General features: G+C 60.6%; 12 protein-coding genes. 3 read left to right on the forward strand and 9 right to left on the reverse strand.

Features of this window, described 5'->3' with window-relative positions:
• Positions 1–66: 66 nt before the first annotated feature.
• The 3 genes from uvrC to NYP16_RS12530 all read right to left on the reverse strand — a co-directional run bounded on the left by uvrC (position 67) and on the right by NYP16_RS12530 (position 3,597).
• A complete protein-coding gene (uvrC, locus tag NYP16_RS12520) occupies positions 67–1,998 on the reverse strand; it encodes an excinuclease ABC subunit UvrC (RefSeq protein WP_274944494.1) in 1,932 nt (643 codons plus the stop codon).
• Positions 1,999–2,431: 433 nt separating this feature from the next.
• Positions 2,432–2,845 (reverse strand): dihydroneopterin aldolase, encoded by a 414-nt coding sequence (folB, locus tag NYP16_RS12525; protein WP_274944495.1) that lies wholly within the window; start codon positions 2,843–2,845, stop codon positions 2,432–2,434.
• Positions 2,842–3,597 carry an SDR family oxidoreductase gene (locus tag NYP16_RS12530; protein WP_274944496.1) on the reverse strand — a complete coding sequence of 252 codons (756 nt, stop codon included), beginning with the start codon at positions 3,595–3,597 and terminating at the stop codon, positions 2,842–2,844. Before NYP16_RS12530 ends, folB begins: the two co-directional genes overlap by 4 nt.
• Before the next feature lie 144 nt (positions 3,598–3,741).
• Between NYP16_RS12530 and NYP16_RS12535 the strand changes: the two genes are divergently transcribed.
• Positions 3,742–5,517: a cation:proton antiporter domain-containing protein gene (locus NYP16_RS12535; protein ID WP_274944497.1), complete on the forward strand. Its 1,776-nt coding sequence runs from the start codon at positions 3,742–3,744 to the stop codon at positions 5,515–5,517.
• On the opposite strand, the gene uvrB is transcribed toward NYP16_RS12535, so the two are convergent.
• The 5 genes from uvrB to NYP16_RS12560 all read right to left on the reverse strand — a co-directional run bounded on the left by uvrB (position 5,518) and on the right by NYP16_RS12560 (position 12,046).
• Entirely contained in the window at positions 5,518–7,692 is a 2,175-nt protein-coding gene (uvrB, locus tag NYP16_RS12540) for an excinuclease ABC subunit UvrB (RefSeq protein ID WP_274944498.1), read from the reverse strand.
• A 220-nt stretch (positions 7,693–7,912) separates the two neighbouring features.
• The gene (locus NYP16_RS12545) at positions 7,913–8,869 is read right to left on the reverse strand and encodes an Hsp33 family molecular chaperone HslO (RefSeq protein WP_274944499.1); all 957 of its coding nucleotides are present in this window, start codon (positions 8,867–8,869) and stop codon (positions 7,913–7,915) included.
• 21 nt (positions 8,870–8,890) lie between these two features.
• The gene (argF, locus tag NYP16_RS12550) at positions 8,891–9,841 is read right to left on the reverse strand and encodes an ornithine carbamoyltransferase (protein ID WP_274944500.1); all 951 of its coding nucleotides are present in this window, start codon (positions 9,839–9,841) and stop codon (positions 8,891–8,893) included.
• Between the two features lie 35 nt (positions 9,842–9,876).
• Complete coding sequence (locus tag NYP16_RS12555; protein WP_274944501.1) at positions 9,877–11,094, reverse strand: aspartate aminotransferase family protein; 1,218 nt, start codon at positions 11,092–11,094, stop codon at positions 9,877–9,879.
• Positions 11,095–11,218: 124 nt separating this feature from the next.
• Positions 11,219–12,046: an ABC transporter permease gene (locus NYP16_RS12560; protein ID WP_274944502.1), complete on the reverse strand. Its 828-nt coding sequence runs from the start codon at positions 12,044–12,046 to the stop codon at positions 11,219–11,221.
• A gap of 179 nt (positions 12,047–12,225) precedes the next feature.
• Here NYP16_RS12560 and NYP16_RS12565 point away from each other — a divergent pair, with 179 nt between their 5' ends.
• Positions 12,226–12,678 carry a GcrA family cell cycle regulator gene (locus NYP16_RS12565; RefSeq protein ID WP_274944503.1) on the forward strand — a complete coding sequence of 151 codons (453 nt, stop codon included), beginning with the start codon at positions 12,226–12,228 and terminating at the stop codon, positions 12,676–12,678.
• Between the two features lie 60 nt (positions 12,679–12,738).
• Here the strand turns inward: NYP16_RS12565 and NYP16_RS12570 are convergent, their stop codons facing one another.
• Complete coding sequence (locus tag NYP16_RS12570) at positions 12,739–13,128, reverse strand: phasin family protein (RefSeq protein WP_274944504.1); 390 nt, start codon at positions 13,126–13,128, stop codon at positions 12,739–12,741.
• Positions 13,129–13,447: 319 nt separating this feature from the next.
• Between NYP16_RS12570 and NYP16_RS12575 the strand changes: the two genes are divergently transcribed.
• Positions 13,448–15,145 (forward strand): AMP-binding protein, encoded by a 1,698-nt coding sequence (locus tag NYP16_RS12575; protein ID WP_274944505.1) that lies wholly within the window; start codon positions 13,448–13,450, stop codon positions 15,143–15,145.
• Positions 15,146–15,199: the final 54 nt, after the last annotated feature.

The raw sequence follows: 15,199 nt of genomic DNA on the forward strand, positions 1-15,199 counted from the left end.
AGCTATTGGGATTAAAGTGAATTTCCGCATGAGTTGATAACGATGGGGACGCTGGGTCAAGAGAGATCAGCCCTGATCGTGAAAATGATTGTAGATGACCCGTGCCGTGGCCCGATTGACGCCCGGAACAGCTTCAAGATCGGGGATCCCGGCACCGGCCACCGCCTGCGCCGAGCCGAAATGCATCAGCAGGGCTTTTTTGCGCGCAGGCCCGATGCCCGGCACTTCATCAAGGATGGATTTCCGCACATCCTTGGCCCGGCGCGCGCGGTGGCCGCCGATGGCAAAACGATGGGCCTCATCGCGCAGACGCTGAACGTAGTAAAGCACCGGGCTTGCCGGCGGCAGCTTGAAGGGGGCGCGGCCGGGCAGATAAAAATCCTCGCGCCCGGCGTTGCGGTCCTGGCCCTTGGCGATGGCGATGAGCGGCAGATCGTCGATGCCGAGATCAGCGAGGGTCTCGCGCACCGCATTCAATTGCCCAAGCCCGCCGTCGATCAGCACCAGATCCGGCCAGGCGGCACTGGCCCGTTCCGGATCGTCGCGCAGCAGGCGGCCGAAACGCCGGGTCATGACCTCGCGCATCATGCCGAAATCGTCGCCGGGGGTGATTTCTTCCGAGCGGATGTTGAACAGCCGGTAATGGGCCTTCATGAAGCCCTCGGGCCCGGCCACCACCATGCCGCCGAGCGCCTTGGTGCCCATGATATGGCTGTTGTCGTAAATCTCAATGCGGGAAGGTGGGCCGTCCAGCCCGAACGTCTCGGCGAGCTGCTCCAGCAGCACGACCTGTGACGCGCTTTCGGCAAGCTTGCGTTCAAGCGCGCCCTTGGCATTCACGGCGGCCAGATCCATCAGTTTGCGACGGTCACCGCGCTTCGGCAGGGTGATGGTCACCTTGTGCCCGGCTTTTGCCCCGAGCGCCTCTTCCAGAAGATCATGTTCAACCAGTTCATGACTGACAAGGATCTCACGCGGTACCGGTTTGTCGGCATAGAACTGGGCGACAAAGGCGGGCAAGACCTCGGCCATGTCCTGTGTACGGTCATGACGCGGGAAAAAGGCCCGGTTGCCCCAGTTCTGACCGGCGCGGAAGAAAAACACCTGCACGCAGGTATGACCACCCGCCATATGGGCGGCGATCACATCCATGTCGCCAAGCCGGGCATTGTCGATATCCTGGTTCGACTGCACATAGCTGAGCGCCTTCAGGCGATCGCGGTAAATGGCCGCGCCTTCAAAGTCGAGCTCTTCGCTTGAAGTCAGCATCCGCGCCGTCAAGGTATCCTTCACCTTCTGGCTGCGGCCGCTGAGGAAGTCGCGGGCTTCCTGCAGCAGGGCGTCATAGTCGGTGGCGGAGATGCGGCCGACGCAGGGCGCGGAACAGCGCTTGATTTGATAGAGCAGACAGGGGCGGCTGCGGCTTGCGAATACGCTGTCGGAACAGGTGCGCAGCAGAAAGGCCCGTTGCAGCACGTTCAGGGTTTTCACCACTGCACCGGCGGCGGCGAAGGGTCCGTAATATTCGGCCTTGTCGCTGCGCGCCCCGCGATGCTTGGTGATGCGCGGAAAGGCGTGGGCGCGGTCGATGCGCACATAGGGGAAGGACTTATCGTCCTTGAGCAGCACATTGTAATAGGGCCGAAAATGCTTGATCAGGTTCGATTCAAGCAGCAGCGCCTCGGCTTCGGTGTGGGTCGTCACCACCGTCAGGCTATGGACGCGCGCCACCATGCGGGCGATGCGGTTCGAAAGATTGCCGGCGATGGTATAGGAGGTGAGGCGGGCTTTCAGGCTTTTGGCCTTGCCCACATAAAGCACCTCGCCCTTATCGTCGACCATGCGATAGACGCCGGGCACGGTCGGCATGGTTTTCAAATGCGTTTTGAGAACGCCGATGCCGCGCGCGAGCGGACCTTCGGCCGGGGCGCTGTCCGATTCTTCGACGGTGACTTGATCATGGGCGATCTGGTCGGGGCTCTCAACATCTTGTGTCATGTTATCAACATAGCGTTCCAGTTGGGATGCTCAAGGGAGTCTCCCCAGATTCTGGCCAAAATATGGCCGAAATCCGCGGAGAATCTCCGGCTGTTTGAACAGGTCTGAGATTCGCCGGGATTCTATCCACGACTCCTGTGGATAACTCTGTACATAACCACGGTAGCATCAGCGCCGTATGGCAGGAAAGCTGGCTTTCGAGCGCGTTGCCTAAAAAACAGGCATATTTGCTAAGTCATTGAAATAAGTGTTTGAACAGCAAGTCAAGGCGCATGGTGCGGGATTTTTTTAAGAGCCTATGCACTCATTGCGGATTTGCGAAAGGCGTCACGCGTCGTGTGCACAACTTAACCATCGCGAATCGCGGGCTACGCCAGATGCGAACCCGGAATCAAGACTTTATCTGGCGCAATGAAGGTAAGAACTGAGACGGTCAGTTGGGCAGGCGCTCGATCTCGACGCCGACGCTTGCGGTGTCGGGCACGGCGTCCAGTTTCTCGACGCGCACGCGCACGCCGCGCACCCGACGATCCTGCAAGGACATGTCGGCGATGCGTTCGGCCAGGGTCTCGACCAGATGGATATGGCCCGAGTCAACGAGGGTGCGGATCTGGCGCACCAGGCTGTCGTAACAGACGACGCTGCTCACGTCGCCATCGACCACGGACAGCGATTCATCCACCGACACATCCACATTGATGCGGATGCGCTGAAGAATATCCAGTTCCTGCGCATAAACGCCGATCGAGGCCATAAGCTGCAGATCGCGCACAAAGACATGGCGGATCGAGCGCTTGGCATCGGCGATCTTCAAAGGCTGGACGTTGCTGATTTCCATCCGGGTCATTCCTGGACCATCACGTCAGGCGTCTGCCAGCTGAGATGCTGGCCGCCATCTAAAGCAATCATTTGCCCTGTCATGGACGGGGTTTCAAGGATAAATCGTAAAGCAGCGCAGATTTCTTTAAGGCCGGTCGAGGCGCCAAGCGGCAGGGCGGCGACCTGAGCGTCAAAGGACTCAAGGCTTTGGCGACTGCTTGGCAGCACCGGACCAGGCCCAATGGCATTGACGCGAATGCGCGGCGCAAGCGCCTGGGCCAGGGTCTGGGTCAAGGTCCAGAGCCCGGCTTTCGACAGGGTGTAAGACAAAAACTTGGGCGTGAGCCGCCATACCCGCTGGTCAATGATATTGACGATGACACTGTGATCGGGGGCTTGCGCCGCAAACCCTTGGGACAGCAGGAACGGGGCCCGGAGGTTGGTGGCCATATGGGCCTCATAGCTCTCCCGGGTGGCGGTTTCCCAGCTGTCATCCTCGAACAGGGAGGCGTTGTTGACCAGAAGCCGTAACGGCCCAACCGCATCCGTCGTTGCCGCGATCAGCCCGGCCGTCTCGTCTTCCGACGCAAGATCAGCGGTGACCACTGCCGCCTTGCCACCACCGGCCCGGATGTCCGCAGCCAGCGCCTCGGCGGCCGCGACCGAGCGGTGGCAATGAATGGCCACGGCCCAGCCATGGGCGGCAAGATCGGTTGCAAGCGCCCGGCCCACACGATGGGCAGCGCCGGTGACAAGGGCGGCATTCTGGACGGTGGACATGGTGCGGCAATCTCCTCGCGTGTTTTTCTGGTTTTAGCAGTTATGACGCGGGGGCCAAACATCATTCGCCACTCGCCAGCGGATGCCCGTTCGGGTTAGGGTCGGGGATCATCATGATTGTCTCTTTCTTCAGGTGCTCGCAGCATGACACCGGCCGATGTGGCGTCTGACGCCCTGTTCTTTCAGGATATTCTTATTCTATTGGTGGCGGCGGTGGTCTCCGTGCTCGCGCTCGCGCGGCTTGGGGCTAGTCCCATTGTCGGCTATATTCTGGCCGGGTTGGCCATCGGGCCGGGCGGCTTGGCGCTTCTGAACGACCGCGAACAGATTGCCCATTTCGCCGATGTGGGCGTGATCTTTCTCATGTTCACGATCGGGCTTGAGCTGTCGTTTGCGCGTCTGAAAGCCATGCGCCGCGATGTCTTCGGGCTCGGTTTTCTGCAAATGACTGTCAGCATGGCCGTGGTGGTGCTGCTTGCGTCCCTGGTCAATCGCTCGATTGAACATGCGATTATCATCGCCGGGGCGCTGGCGCTGTCCTCGACGGCGGTGGTGTTGCCGATGTTGGCGGGGCGCGGCGATATGCCGACGCGGTTCGGCCGCAAGGCCTTCGCCATCCTGCTGTTTCAGGATCTGGCGGTGATCCCGCTTATTCTGTTTGTGGAAACCAGCGCCAGCGGCGGGCCCGCTCTCGGGGCGGCTCTCGGCTCCAGCATGTGGCTTGGGGGCCTGAAGGCGGTCGGGCAGGCGGTGATTGCCATCGCCGGTGTTATCGCCATCGGGCGGCTGTTGTTGCGGCCGCTGTTTCGTGCCGTGGCGCGGACCCGCAGCGATGTGGTGTTCACGGCGGCGGCGTTTCTCATCCTGTTCGGCATTGCCTCGGCCATGGAGTCGGTGGGGCTGTCCATGGAACTTGGCGCCTTCCTGGCCGGATTGCTGATCGCCGAGACCGAATATCGCGAGGTCATCCAGCGCGATATCGAGCCCTATCAGGGGCTGTTGCTCGGGCTTTTCTTCATGACCGTGGGCATGAATCTCGATGCTCATTATGTGGTTGACCATGTTGCTTTGGTGGTCGGCGTGCTGGTCATTGTGGTTGTGGTCAAGGGCGCGATCATCACCCTGCTCGGGCGCTTGTTCCGGCTCACGCTTGGGGAGGCTTTGCGGTTGGGCCTCAGTCTCGCCCAGGTGGGCGAATTCGCTTTTGTCATCATGGGGCTGGCGGCGCGGAAATTTCTCGACCCTGACATGGCACAGCTTTTATATGTGGTCGGCGGGCTGTCGCTTGCGGTCACACCGGCCCTGTTCCTGCTTGGGGAACGGTGGCAGAAAAAGCTCGACCGCCGCAGCCGCGAGACGGCCGCGCGCGAGCGGCTCGGTCCCGATCTTGAAACCACCGCAAGCCGCAGCGAAGGCCATGTGGTGATCGCCGGATTCGGCCGTGTCGGCCATACGGTGGCGGCGCTGCTCGAACGCCACAAACTTGATTTCGTTGCCCTCGATACCAATCCGGACCGCGTGGCCGATGCCATTGAACGTGGCCTGTCAGTTTTTTATGGCGACGGTTCGCGCCGTGATCTCCTGAAGTCAGCGGGCATCGCCCATGCGGCGGCCATGGTGGTGACAATCGACGATCCGGTGGTCACGGCGGCTTCGGTGCGCGCCGCCCGCGAACTTGCGCCGGACCTGCCCATAGTTGTCCGCGCCCATGATGCCGGTCACTGTCACGTCCTGATGGCGCTCGGGGCGACCGCCTCCGTGCCTGAAACCCTGGAAGCCAGTCTGCAACTCGGCGGCCGCGTGCTCGAAGCCCTTGGCACCCCGGCCGAAGTGGTCAATGACAGCATCAGCGACCTGCGCGCCGACGACTACGCCCAGGTCATGACGGTCGAACAGGAGCCCGGCATCAGTCCGGGCTGATCAGAACCCGGTGCTTTTGCCTTTGCGGGCGCGGGTGCCGCCGCGTCCGGCGGTGGATTTTCCGCTCGGGCGGTTGGCGGCTTTGAGGCGCAGCGAGGGGGCGGAGCCGGGGATGCCGAGGTCGCGTTCCTCAAGCCGGCGGATTTCATCGCGGATGCGGGCCGCCTGTTCGAATTCGAGATTGGCGGCGGCCGCTTTCATGTCTTTTTCCAGGGCGGCGATATGGGAGGCGAGGTTGTTGCCGACCATATGGCCCGTGGTTTCGTCGCCGAGATCGACGGTGTAATGATCCTGCTCGGCCACACTGTCGAGGATATCGCCGATCTTCTTTTTGATGCTTTCCGGCGTGATGCCATGCTCGGCATTATAGGCCATCTGTCTTTGCCGCCGCCGGTCGGTTTCGTCCAGCGCCGCGACCAGGCTGCGGGTCATCTTGTCGGCATATAGAAGAACCCGGCCGTCCACGTTGCGCGCCGCCCGGCCGATGGTCTGCACAAGCGAGGTGGTCGAGCGCAGGAAGCCTTCCTTGTCGGCGTCCAGAATGGCCACAAGCCCGCATTCAGGAATATCAAGCCCCTCGCGCAGCAGGTTGATGCCGATCAGCACATCAAACACCCCAAGCCGAAGGTCGCGAATGATCTCAATGCGCTCCAACGTTTCGATATCGGAATGAAGATAACGCACGGCGACGCCGTTTTCATGGAGATATTCGGTCAGATCCTCGGACATGCGTTTGGTCAGCGTGGTCACCAGCACGCGATAGCCCTGCGCCACTGTGGCGTGGATCTCGTGCAGCAGGTCATCGACCTGGGTTTCCACCGGACGAATGATGCAGGGCGGGTCCACAAGTCCCGTCGGGCGGATGATCTGTTCGGCAAAGACGCCGCCGGTCTGTTCCAGCTCCCACGGGCCGGGGGTGGCTGAGACGAACACCGATTGCGGCCGGATCTGCTGCCATTCCTCGAATTTCAGGGGCCGGTTGTCGATGGCGGCGGGCAGCCGGAAGCCGAATTCGGTCAAGGTCCATTTGCGTTGATAGTCGCCCCGCGACATGCCGCCGATCTGCGGCACCGTCTGATGGCTTTCGTCGACAAACAGGATGGCGTTGTCGGGCAGATATTCAAACAGCGTCGGCGGCGGCTCGCCCGGCGCGCGGCCGGTCAGATAGCGCGAATAATTTTCAATGCCGGGGCAGGCGCCGGTTGCCTCCATCATTTCGATGTCAAAGGTGACGCGCTGATCGAGCCGCTGGGCTTCCAGCAGTTTTCCCTGTTCATTGAATTCGGCGAGGCGCAGCTTGAGGTCGCGCTTGACCTGTTTGATGGCTTGCTCAAGGGTCGGGCGCGGGGTCACATAATGGCTGTTGGCATAAAGCATGACGCTGCCGAACTGAGCGGTTTTTTCACCGGTCAGCGGGTCGAATTCGATGATGGCTTCAAGCTCGTCGCCAAAGAACGACAGCCGCCAGGCGCGGTCTTCCTGATGCGATGGAAAGACTTCGACCACGTCGCCGCGCACCCGGAACGTGCCGCGCTGGAACGCCTGATCGTTGCGCTTATATTGCATGGCGACAAAACGCCGGAGCAGCTCGCGCTGGTCATAGGATTTCCCGGCCTCAAGATTTTGCGACATGGCGGTATAGGTTTCAACCGAGCCGATGCCATAGATGCAGGACACCGAGGCGACAATGATCACATCGTCGCGTTCAATCAGCGCGCGGGTCGCCGCATGGCGCATGCGGTCGATCTGTTCGTTGATGGTGGCTTCTTTTTCGATATAGGTGTCGGTTCGCGCCACATAGGCTTCGGGCTGATAATAATCGTAATAGGACACGAAATATTCGACGGCATTGTCGGGAAAAAAGCTGCGCATCTCACCATAAAGCTGCGCCGCGAGCGTTTTATTATGGGCCAGAATGATGGCCGGGCGCTGCAATGTCTCGATCACCTTGGCCATGGTGAAGGTCTTGCCCGATCCGGTGACGCCAAGCAACACCTGATCCTTTTCCCCACGCTCGAGCCCGTCCGCAAGGTCGACGATGGCGCGCGGCTGGTCGCCCGACGGGCTATAGTCGGTCACCATGCGCAACGGAATCCCGCCCTCTCGTTTCTCCGGGCGGACCGGTTTGTGAGGCGTATAGAGTGGGCTTGCGGGCATATCAGGGGCGCGGGTCATGGCGCTTAATATGGTCCCTTTTTGTTCACGATGGAAGGGGGTGTGTCACGTTATTTGCGTCATCGCGAGCGGCGTTAGCCGCGCGGCGATCCAGGCTCTGCTATCGGCACCAAAGGTCTGGATTGCTTCGGCTGCGCCTCGCAATGACGGAAGTGGTGGCAACCGTCATCGCGAGCCGCGTCAGCGGCGTGGCGATCCAGGTTCTTTCTTCGGTTGCGGCCTACATAAAGTCCGCGAGCTTGAATTTATAATCGGTCTTGCAGAATTCGCAGGTGGCGGTGATTTCGCCGTCTTTGGCCATCTCGATACGCTCTTCCGGGGGGAAGGAGCCGATAACCAGGGCAAGGCGCTGCTCGCTGCAGCGGCAGCCAAAGGTCAGATGGGACGGGCTGTAAACTCGCGTGTCGTCATCATGATAGAGCCGATAGAGCAGATCATGGAGCGACAGCCGGGGATCCAGCAGTTCCTCGGCCCGGAGGCTCGTCAGCATGGCCCGGGCATAGTCCCAGTTCTCAAGCCGTTCTTCTTCCGTATGGGCGGTCGCGGGGTCGATATCGCCCCCGATCGCGGGCAGATGACGTACTAACAGGCTGCCCGCCCGCCAGTGCATGCCATGAGCACCGGAGACGAGGGCGCAGCGGGTCTTGATGTCGGCGGCGATCTGTTCGGAATTCCTGAAATAGGCCCGCGCGCAGTCGTCGAGGGATTGGCCATCGAGATCGACGATGCCCTGATAGCGGTCGGTAAAGTCACCCTGATCGAGAGTGAAGGCGAGATAGCCCCCACCCATTAGGGTCTTGAGGTCATGACTGCCATCACTAAGTGCCGCGAGCTTTTCGACGTCATATTTGGCATAGCCCCGGAGCGTGCCGCCGATCGATACCGCGCCGTCCGAGCCGGGGGCGGTGACAAAATCGCAGACCAGCAGGGATACCGGGCCGTCGCCCTTGGCTTGCAAGGTGAAGATGCCTTCGAATTTCATCAGACTGCCCAGAAGCGCCGTAATCGCCAGCGCCTCACCGAGCAGGGTCGACACCGTGCGCGGGTAATCATGGCGGGTCAGGATGGTGTCGACCACGGCGTCAAGCCGGGTCACGCGCCCGTTTACCCCGCGCTTTTCAAGCACGAAGGGGACAACAACATCGCTGAAGGTCAGGGCGTCGGACTGTTCGGACATTCTGGTTTCCGTTCGAAGGGCTTAAATCTTGCCAAGACACCACATGAGGATGCCTTTTTGAGCATGGAGCCGGTTTTCCGCCTCGTCCCAGATGACCGATTGCGGGCCATCGAGCATCTCGGCGCTGACTTCCTTGCCGCGATAGGCCGGGAGGCAATGCATGAAAATGGCGTCCTTGGCGGCCACCGCCATCAGCTGGTCGTTGACCTGATAGGGCTGGAACGCCTGCAAGCGTTCTTCGATGTCCTTGTCGCCCATGGAGACCCAGGTGTCGGCGATCAGGCAATCGCTGTCGCGCGCGGCTTCGATCGGGTCCTCGGTCAGGATGACCTTGCCGCCATTCTGGTTGGCCCAGTCGATTTCGCTTTGGGCCGGACGATAGGGGGCCGGGCAGGCGAGCCGGAGTTCGCAACCAAAGCGGGCGGCGGCATGGATCCAGGACACGGCCATGTTGTTGCCATCGCCAACCCAGGTGATGACCCGGCCTTTGATCGGGCCTTTATGTTCTTCAAAGGTCATGACATCGGCCATCACCTGACAGGGATGGCTGAAATCGGTGAGGGCGTTGATCACCGGCACGCTCGCATGACGGGCGAGTTCCAGAAGCGCCTCATGGCTGTTCGACCGCAGCATGATGGCGTCCACATAGCGCGACAGCACCTTGGCGGTGTCGGACACCGGCTCGCCGCGCCCAAGCTGCATGTCATTGCCCTGCATGACGATGGTTTTGCCGCCGAGCTGTTGCATGGCCATTTCGAACGAGACCCGTGTCCGCGTCGAGGATTTCTCGAAAATCATCGCTAGGCTGTGACCGGCAAGTGGCGCGTCCGGCTCGACCTGGCCCTTGGGCCAACCGGCGCGGGCGCTTTTCATGGCGCGGGCGACGTCCAGCATGGCCCTGAGCGCCGCCGCCGGTGTTTCGTGCAAGTCGATGAAATGCCGGGGCGTTGGCCCGGAAAGATTATTGGTCATGATGAAAGCCCCCCTTCGGCTTCAGATACATCATTTCAGGCAGCTTCCGCAGCGACAGCCTTGGCCGTCGCATCCAGAAGCGCGATGGCTTCGTCCACATGAGCCCGTTCGATAATGAGCGGTGGCAGCAGCCGCACCACATTATCCCCGGCGGCCGCCAGCAGAAGGCCCTGACCCCGCGCCGCCACGATAAAGGCGGGGAGGTCGGTCTTGAGCTTGAGGCCACGAATGAGGCCCTGACCACGGGCGTCGGCAAAAATATCCGGATGACGGGCGGCCAGATCGGTAAGGGCTGCGCCGAGATAATCGCCGATCTCGACGACATGATCGAGAAAGCCCGGACCCGCAACCACCTCAAGCACGGCATTGCCGACCGCCATGGCCAGCGGATTGCCGCCATAGGTGGAGCCGTGGGTCCCGGCGGTCATGCCCGCTGCGGCTTCGGCCGTGGCAAGGCAGGCGCCGAGCGGAAACCCGCCGCCGATGCCCTTGGCCACAGCCATGATATCGGGGGTGACGCCGGCCCATTCATGGGCGAAAAGCTTGCCGGTCCGGCCCATGCCGCACTGGATTTCGTCGAAAATCAGCACGAGGTTATGCTGATCGGCGAGCGCCCTGAGGCCGCGCAGGAACTCCGGCGTGGCGGCACGGATGCCGCCTTCGCCCTGCACCGGCTCGATCAGGAACCCGGCGGTTTCCGGGGTGATGGCGGCTTCGGCAGCGGCGAGATCGCCAAACGCCACCTGATCAAAGCCATCAACCTTGGGGCCAAATCCCTTCAGCATTTTTTCCTGACCCGAGGCGGCAATGGTCGCTAGCGTGCGGCCATGGAACGCGGCTTCAAAGGTGATAAGCCGGAAACGTTCGGGACGGTTGTTATGGCTTTGGAATTTGCGCGCCATCTTGATCGCGCATTCGATCGCTTCCGCACCCGAGTTGGTGAAAAACATGGTGTCGGCAAAGGTCAGTTCCGTCAGTCGCTCGGCGAGCTTTTCCTGACCCGGAATGCGGAACAGGTTCGAGGTATGCCACAGCGCGCGCGCCTGGGTTTCAAGCGCGCTCACCAATGCCGGATGACAATGACCCAGGCAGTTCACTGCCACACCAGCCACGAAATCAAGATAACGTCGGCCGCTCTCGTCAAAGAGATAGGGACCCTCACCCCGGGCCACGGCCAGATCGGCGCGGGCATAGGTCGGCAATACCGGTGGGGTCAGTGACTCAGACGGAAGATCGGCGCGGCTGTTTTTCATTGGCCATAATCCTTGGCGGAAACCGGGACAAAATACGGCACGGGAGGCCCGGAAAAGGCGGGGATTATGTCGATCCGGTCCCTTGAAGTCAATGACAGCCTTGCCGTGCCTGATGCGCGGTTTTCTAGGGTCGGAGCTTGTAGCCGGAGCGGAACAGGCCATAGCACAACAGCCCGAGGGACAGATTGACGCCAAGCGTCACGGCGACACCGACCCAAAGCGTGCCGTCGGCATGGCCAAGGAATCCATAGCGAAAGCCGTCGATCACATAAAAGAACGGGTTGAACTGGCTGATGGTGTGCCAGATGCCGGGCAGGCGCTCGATCGAATAAAAGGTGCCGGAGAGAAAGGACATCGGCGTCACGATGAAATTGGTGACGGTGGCCGCATGGTCGAATTTCTCGGCCCAGATGCCGGTCAGAATCCCGAGGATTGACAACATGCAGGCGCCGCTGATGCCGAAATAAAGTACGGCCAGGGGATGCGCGATCTGCAGCGGCACGAACAGCAGGATGCAAAGCGTAACCACAAAGCCGCAGAGCACGCCGCGCGTCACCCCGCCAAGAAGATAGGCGGCGGTCACTTCGCCGGGACTGAGCGGCGGCATCAGCACGTCAATGATATTGCCCTGAACCTTGGCGATGAGGATCGAGGATGATGTATTGGCAAAGCTGTTCTGCAAAATGGTCATGGCGATGAGGCCGGGGGCAAGAAACATCTCGAACGGCACGCCGCCAACCACGCGGCCATGGCCGCCGAGGGCCAGACTGAAAATGGCCAGAAACAGCAGCGTAGTGATGGCCGGGGCAAACACCGTCTGCATGGCCACCTTCCAGAAGCGGCGGATTTCCTTCAGATACATGGTCCAGAAGCCGAGCCAATTGACCCGGCCGATGCGGCGTTCGGCAAAGCCTGGACAGGGTGCAGGCGATTTCACGGCGGGACTGGACATGACTGACAGATCCTCAGGGGGATGAATTTCCCTTGCAGTCATAGCCAAATTCGGGCGGAAAATGCAAGGGCGCGCTCATCTATCGCGGGGTTTCTTGCCCTTCAGCCTTGATTTTCGGGGCCCGAAGCATTAGCTAGACGGTGAGCCCTCTTCAGACTTTCAGAGACAAAGGTTGGCATATGAGCTGGACCGACGACCGTATCGGGTTACTAAAGGAACTTTGGGAAAAGGGTCTGAGCGCAAGCCAGATCGCGACCGAGCTCGGTGGCGTCACGCGAAATGCCGTCATTGGCAAGGCGCATCGCATGGGTCTGTCGTCCCGTCCGTCGCCGGTCAAGGCTGATACGGCGAAGCAAGCCTCGACCACGGCCGCGCGTCCGGCCGCGCCTAAGAAACAACCCGAAAAGAAAGCCGTCAAACAGCGGGTGACCCTGCTTGATCTCACCGATCGCATGTGCAAATGGCCGTTTGGCCATCCAGGCGACGCGGATTTCCATTTTTGCGGCAAGCAGGCGGAACAGACCGTTCCCTATTGTGCGGAACATTGTGCGCAGGCCTATCAGGCTCAGACCTCGCGCCGCGACCGTCGAATCAGCAATCAGCGCCGGGTCATGAATGGCCCGGTCCGGTAACTGCGGTTACATCGATTATTTAAAAACAGCGCCGGAAGCTCTTCCGGCGCTGTTTTTATATCAGGCAGAGGCTGATCTCATGCCGGTGAATTTTGTAAACCGGCCATCGAAGCAATCGGCCAGAGGCTCCATAGCTTTCTGGCTCAGTTCGATGCCGATCTGGTGCAGGGACTGGAGATGCTCGGTAAAGTCCTTGAACGCTTCAAGATTATATTTGTACTGAAGTTCGACGGCTTCGGGCAGCGTGCGCACGGCCATCATAGACCGCAAGGCCTCTAAGCCCTGGTCGACGGAGGTCCGGGTATAGTCCTGTATTTCCTTTTCAAGGCGGACCAGACTGTCGTGAGTGACCTGCTGGGACGCTTCGGCCAAGTGAACCAATTCGTCACCTGCGAGCCGCAGGTCTGCAAACCCGCTCTCCTGAAACGACGGATGTTGCGTGACTTGCATCGATGAAGATGCAGAGCTGGGCGTGGGATTTGCCCCAGGCGTCGAGGGGTTCTGCCCACCCATTTTCGGGGCCGATGATGGGTTTGGAGTATTTCCGGGAGTTTTGATAGCCATGATGAGATCCTTGATTGCGGGTCCTCGGGGGGGCGGCCGAACGCGGAACGCTTTGAGGATAGGCCCAATAATTTTGCGTCGCAATAATATTTGTGCGGCGCAATAATTCCGGCGTGATTTCAAGGTCTTGTCTCCATCCCGTTTTCAGAGCTAGGCTGGTATTCGAAAGCAGAAAAAACAGGAAAAAGGCGGTTGGAAAACGATGATGAGCGAGAAAAATTCGACCTCTTATGTGCAGGGTGCCAGCAGTAAGTCCCTGCTGTACAAGACCATCGGTCAGGCCCTGACGGACGCTGCCGCCCAATGGCCCGACCGTGATGCCTTGATCGTGCGCCAACAGAATCGCCGATTGACCTGGCGCGACCTATACGAGGACTCGCGGGCCTTCGCGGCGGGACTTCTCGCCCTTGGGCTCGAGCCCGGGGACCGCATCGGCATTTGGGCCCCGAACTGCGTGGAATGGGTGCTGACCCAGTTCGGCAGCGCCATGGCCGGGCTTGTGCTGGTCAATATCAATCCGGCTTATCGGGTATCGGAACTTGAATATGCTCTCAACAAGGTGGGGGCGAAGGCGCTGGTCACGGCCGCGCATTTCAAATCGAGCGACTATATTGCCATACTGCGCGAACTCGCGCCGGAACTGTCGCTGTCGGTGCCAGGGGCTTTGAAGGCGGCGCGTCTGCCGGCGCTGCAACATGTGATCCGCTTAGGTGGGGAGCATACGGCGGGCGCGTTCAATTTCGACGATATCCCGGCGCTGGCCCAGCCCGAGCATTGGGATCGTCTGGATGTCCTCGCGCTTGATCTGCAGCCCGATGATCCGGTCAATATCCAATTCACCTCGGGCACCACCGGGCTTCCGAAAGGGGCCACCCTCAGCCATCACAATATCCTCAACAACGGGTATTTTGTTGGCGAGGCCATGGGCATGACCGAGTTCGACCGGGTCTGCATTCCGGTGCCGCTCTATCATTGTTTCGGCATGGTCATGGGCAATCTGAACTGTGTCACCCATGGTGCGGCCATGGTTTATCCGAACGATGCCTTCAATCCGCAGACGGTGCTTGAGGCGGTGACGGCGGAGCGCTGCACGGCGCTTTATGGCGTGCCGACCATGTTCATCGCCGTGCTCGATCATCCGACGCGGGCGGAGGCCGACGTGTCATCGCTCCGCACCGGCATCATGGCGGGCTCCCCCTGTCCGATCGAGGTCATGCGCCGGGTGGTCGATCAACTGCATATGCCTGAAGTCACCATCGCCTATGGCATGACCGAGACCAGCCCCGTGAGCTTCCAGTCCGGCACTGGCGATCCGCTCGACAAGCGTGTCACCACGGTCGGCCGCATCCATCCCCATGTGGAGGTCAAGATCATCGACGAGGCAGGCCGTATGACACCGCGTGGCACCCAGGGCGAAATCGTCACCCGCGGTTATTCGGTCATGCGCGGCTATTGGGAGGACCCGGAGCGCACGGCGGACGCCATAGACGCTGGCGGCTGGATGCATACCGGCGATCTCGGCGTCATAGATGCCGAGGGTTATTGCCGCATCGTCGGCCGGGTCAAAGACATGGTCATTCGCGGCGGCGAAAATATCTATCCGCGAGAAATCGAGGAGTTTCTCTATCGCCACCCGAAAATCGCCGACGCCCAGGTGTTTGGTGTGCCCGACCCGAAATATGGCGAGGAGCTCTGTGTCTGGGTGAAGGTTCATCAGGGCGTGGTGGTAACGCCGGAAGACATCCAGGCCTTCTGCAAAGGCCAGATCGCCCATTACAAAATTCCGCGTTATGTGCGCTTCGTCGACGAGTTCCCCATGACCGTCACTGGCAAAGTCCAGAAATTCGTCATGCGCGAAGCCATGATCACCGAACTCGCCCTAAGGGAAGACGAAACAGCTTAAAGCGCCGCCGCCCCACACAAAAAACTGTCATACCCGGGCTTGACCCGGGTATCC

This window comes from Govania unica, from assembly GCF_027920805.1.
In the GTDB taxonomy this organism is placed as follows: domain Bacteria; phylum Pseudomonadota; class Alphaproteobacteria; order Sphingomonadales; family Govanellaceae; genus Govanella; species Govanella unica.

Coding starts and splice junctions, on each gene's coding strand:
- uvrC (WP_274944494.1), bottom strand. CDS start 1,998: ATGACACAAGATGTTGAGAGCCCCGACCAGATCGCCCATGATCAAGTC.
- folB (WP_274944495.1), bottom strand. CDS start 2,845: ATGACCCGGATGGAAATCAGCAACGTCCAGCCTTTGAAGATCGCCGAT.
- NYP16_RS12530 (WP_274944496.1), bottom strand. CDS start 3,597: ATGTCCACCGTCCAGAATGCCGCCCTTGTCACCGGCGCTGCCCATCGT.
- NYP16_RS12535 (WP_274944497.1), top strand. CDS start 3,742: ATGACACCGGCCGATGTGGCGTCTGACGCCCTGTTCTTTCAGGATATT.
- uvrB (WP_274944498.1), bottom strand. CDS start 7,692: ATGACCCGCGCCCCTGATATGCCCGCAAGCCCACTCTATACGCCTCAC.
- NYP16_RS12545 (WP_274944499.1), bottom strand. CDS start 8,869: ATGTCCGAACAGTCCGACGCCCTGACCTTCAGCGATGTTGTTGTCCCC.
- argF (WP_274944500.1), bottom strand. CDS start 9,841: ATGACCAATAATCTTTCCGGGCCAACGCCCCGGCATTTCATCGACTTG.
- NYP16_RS12555 (WP_274944501.1), bottom strand. CDS start 11,094: ATGAAAAACAGCCGCGCCGATCTTCCGTCTGAGTCACTGACCCCACCG.
- NYP16_RS12560 (WP_274944502.1), bottom strand. CDS start 12,046: ATGTCCAGTCCCGCCGTGAAATCGCCTGCACCCTGTCCAGGCTTTGCC.
- NYP16_RS12565 (WP_274944503.1), top strand. CDS start 12,226: ATGAGCTGGACCGACGACCGTATCGGGTTACTAAAGGAACTTTGGGAA.
- NYP16_RS12570 (WP_274944504.1), bottom strand. CDS start 13,128: ATGCAAGTCACGCAACATCCGTCGTTTCAGGAGAGCGGGTTTGCAGAC.
- NYP16_RS12575 (WP_274944505.1), top strand. CDS start 13,448: ATGAGCGAGAAAAATTCGACCTCTTATGTGCAGGGTGCCAGCAGTAAG.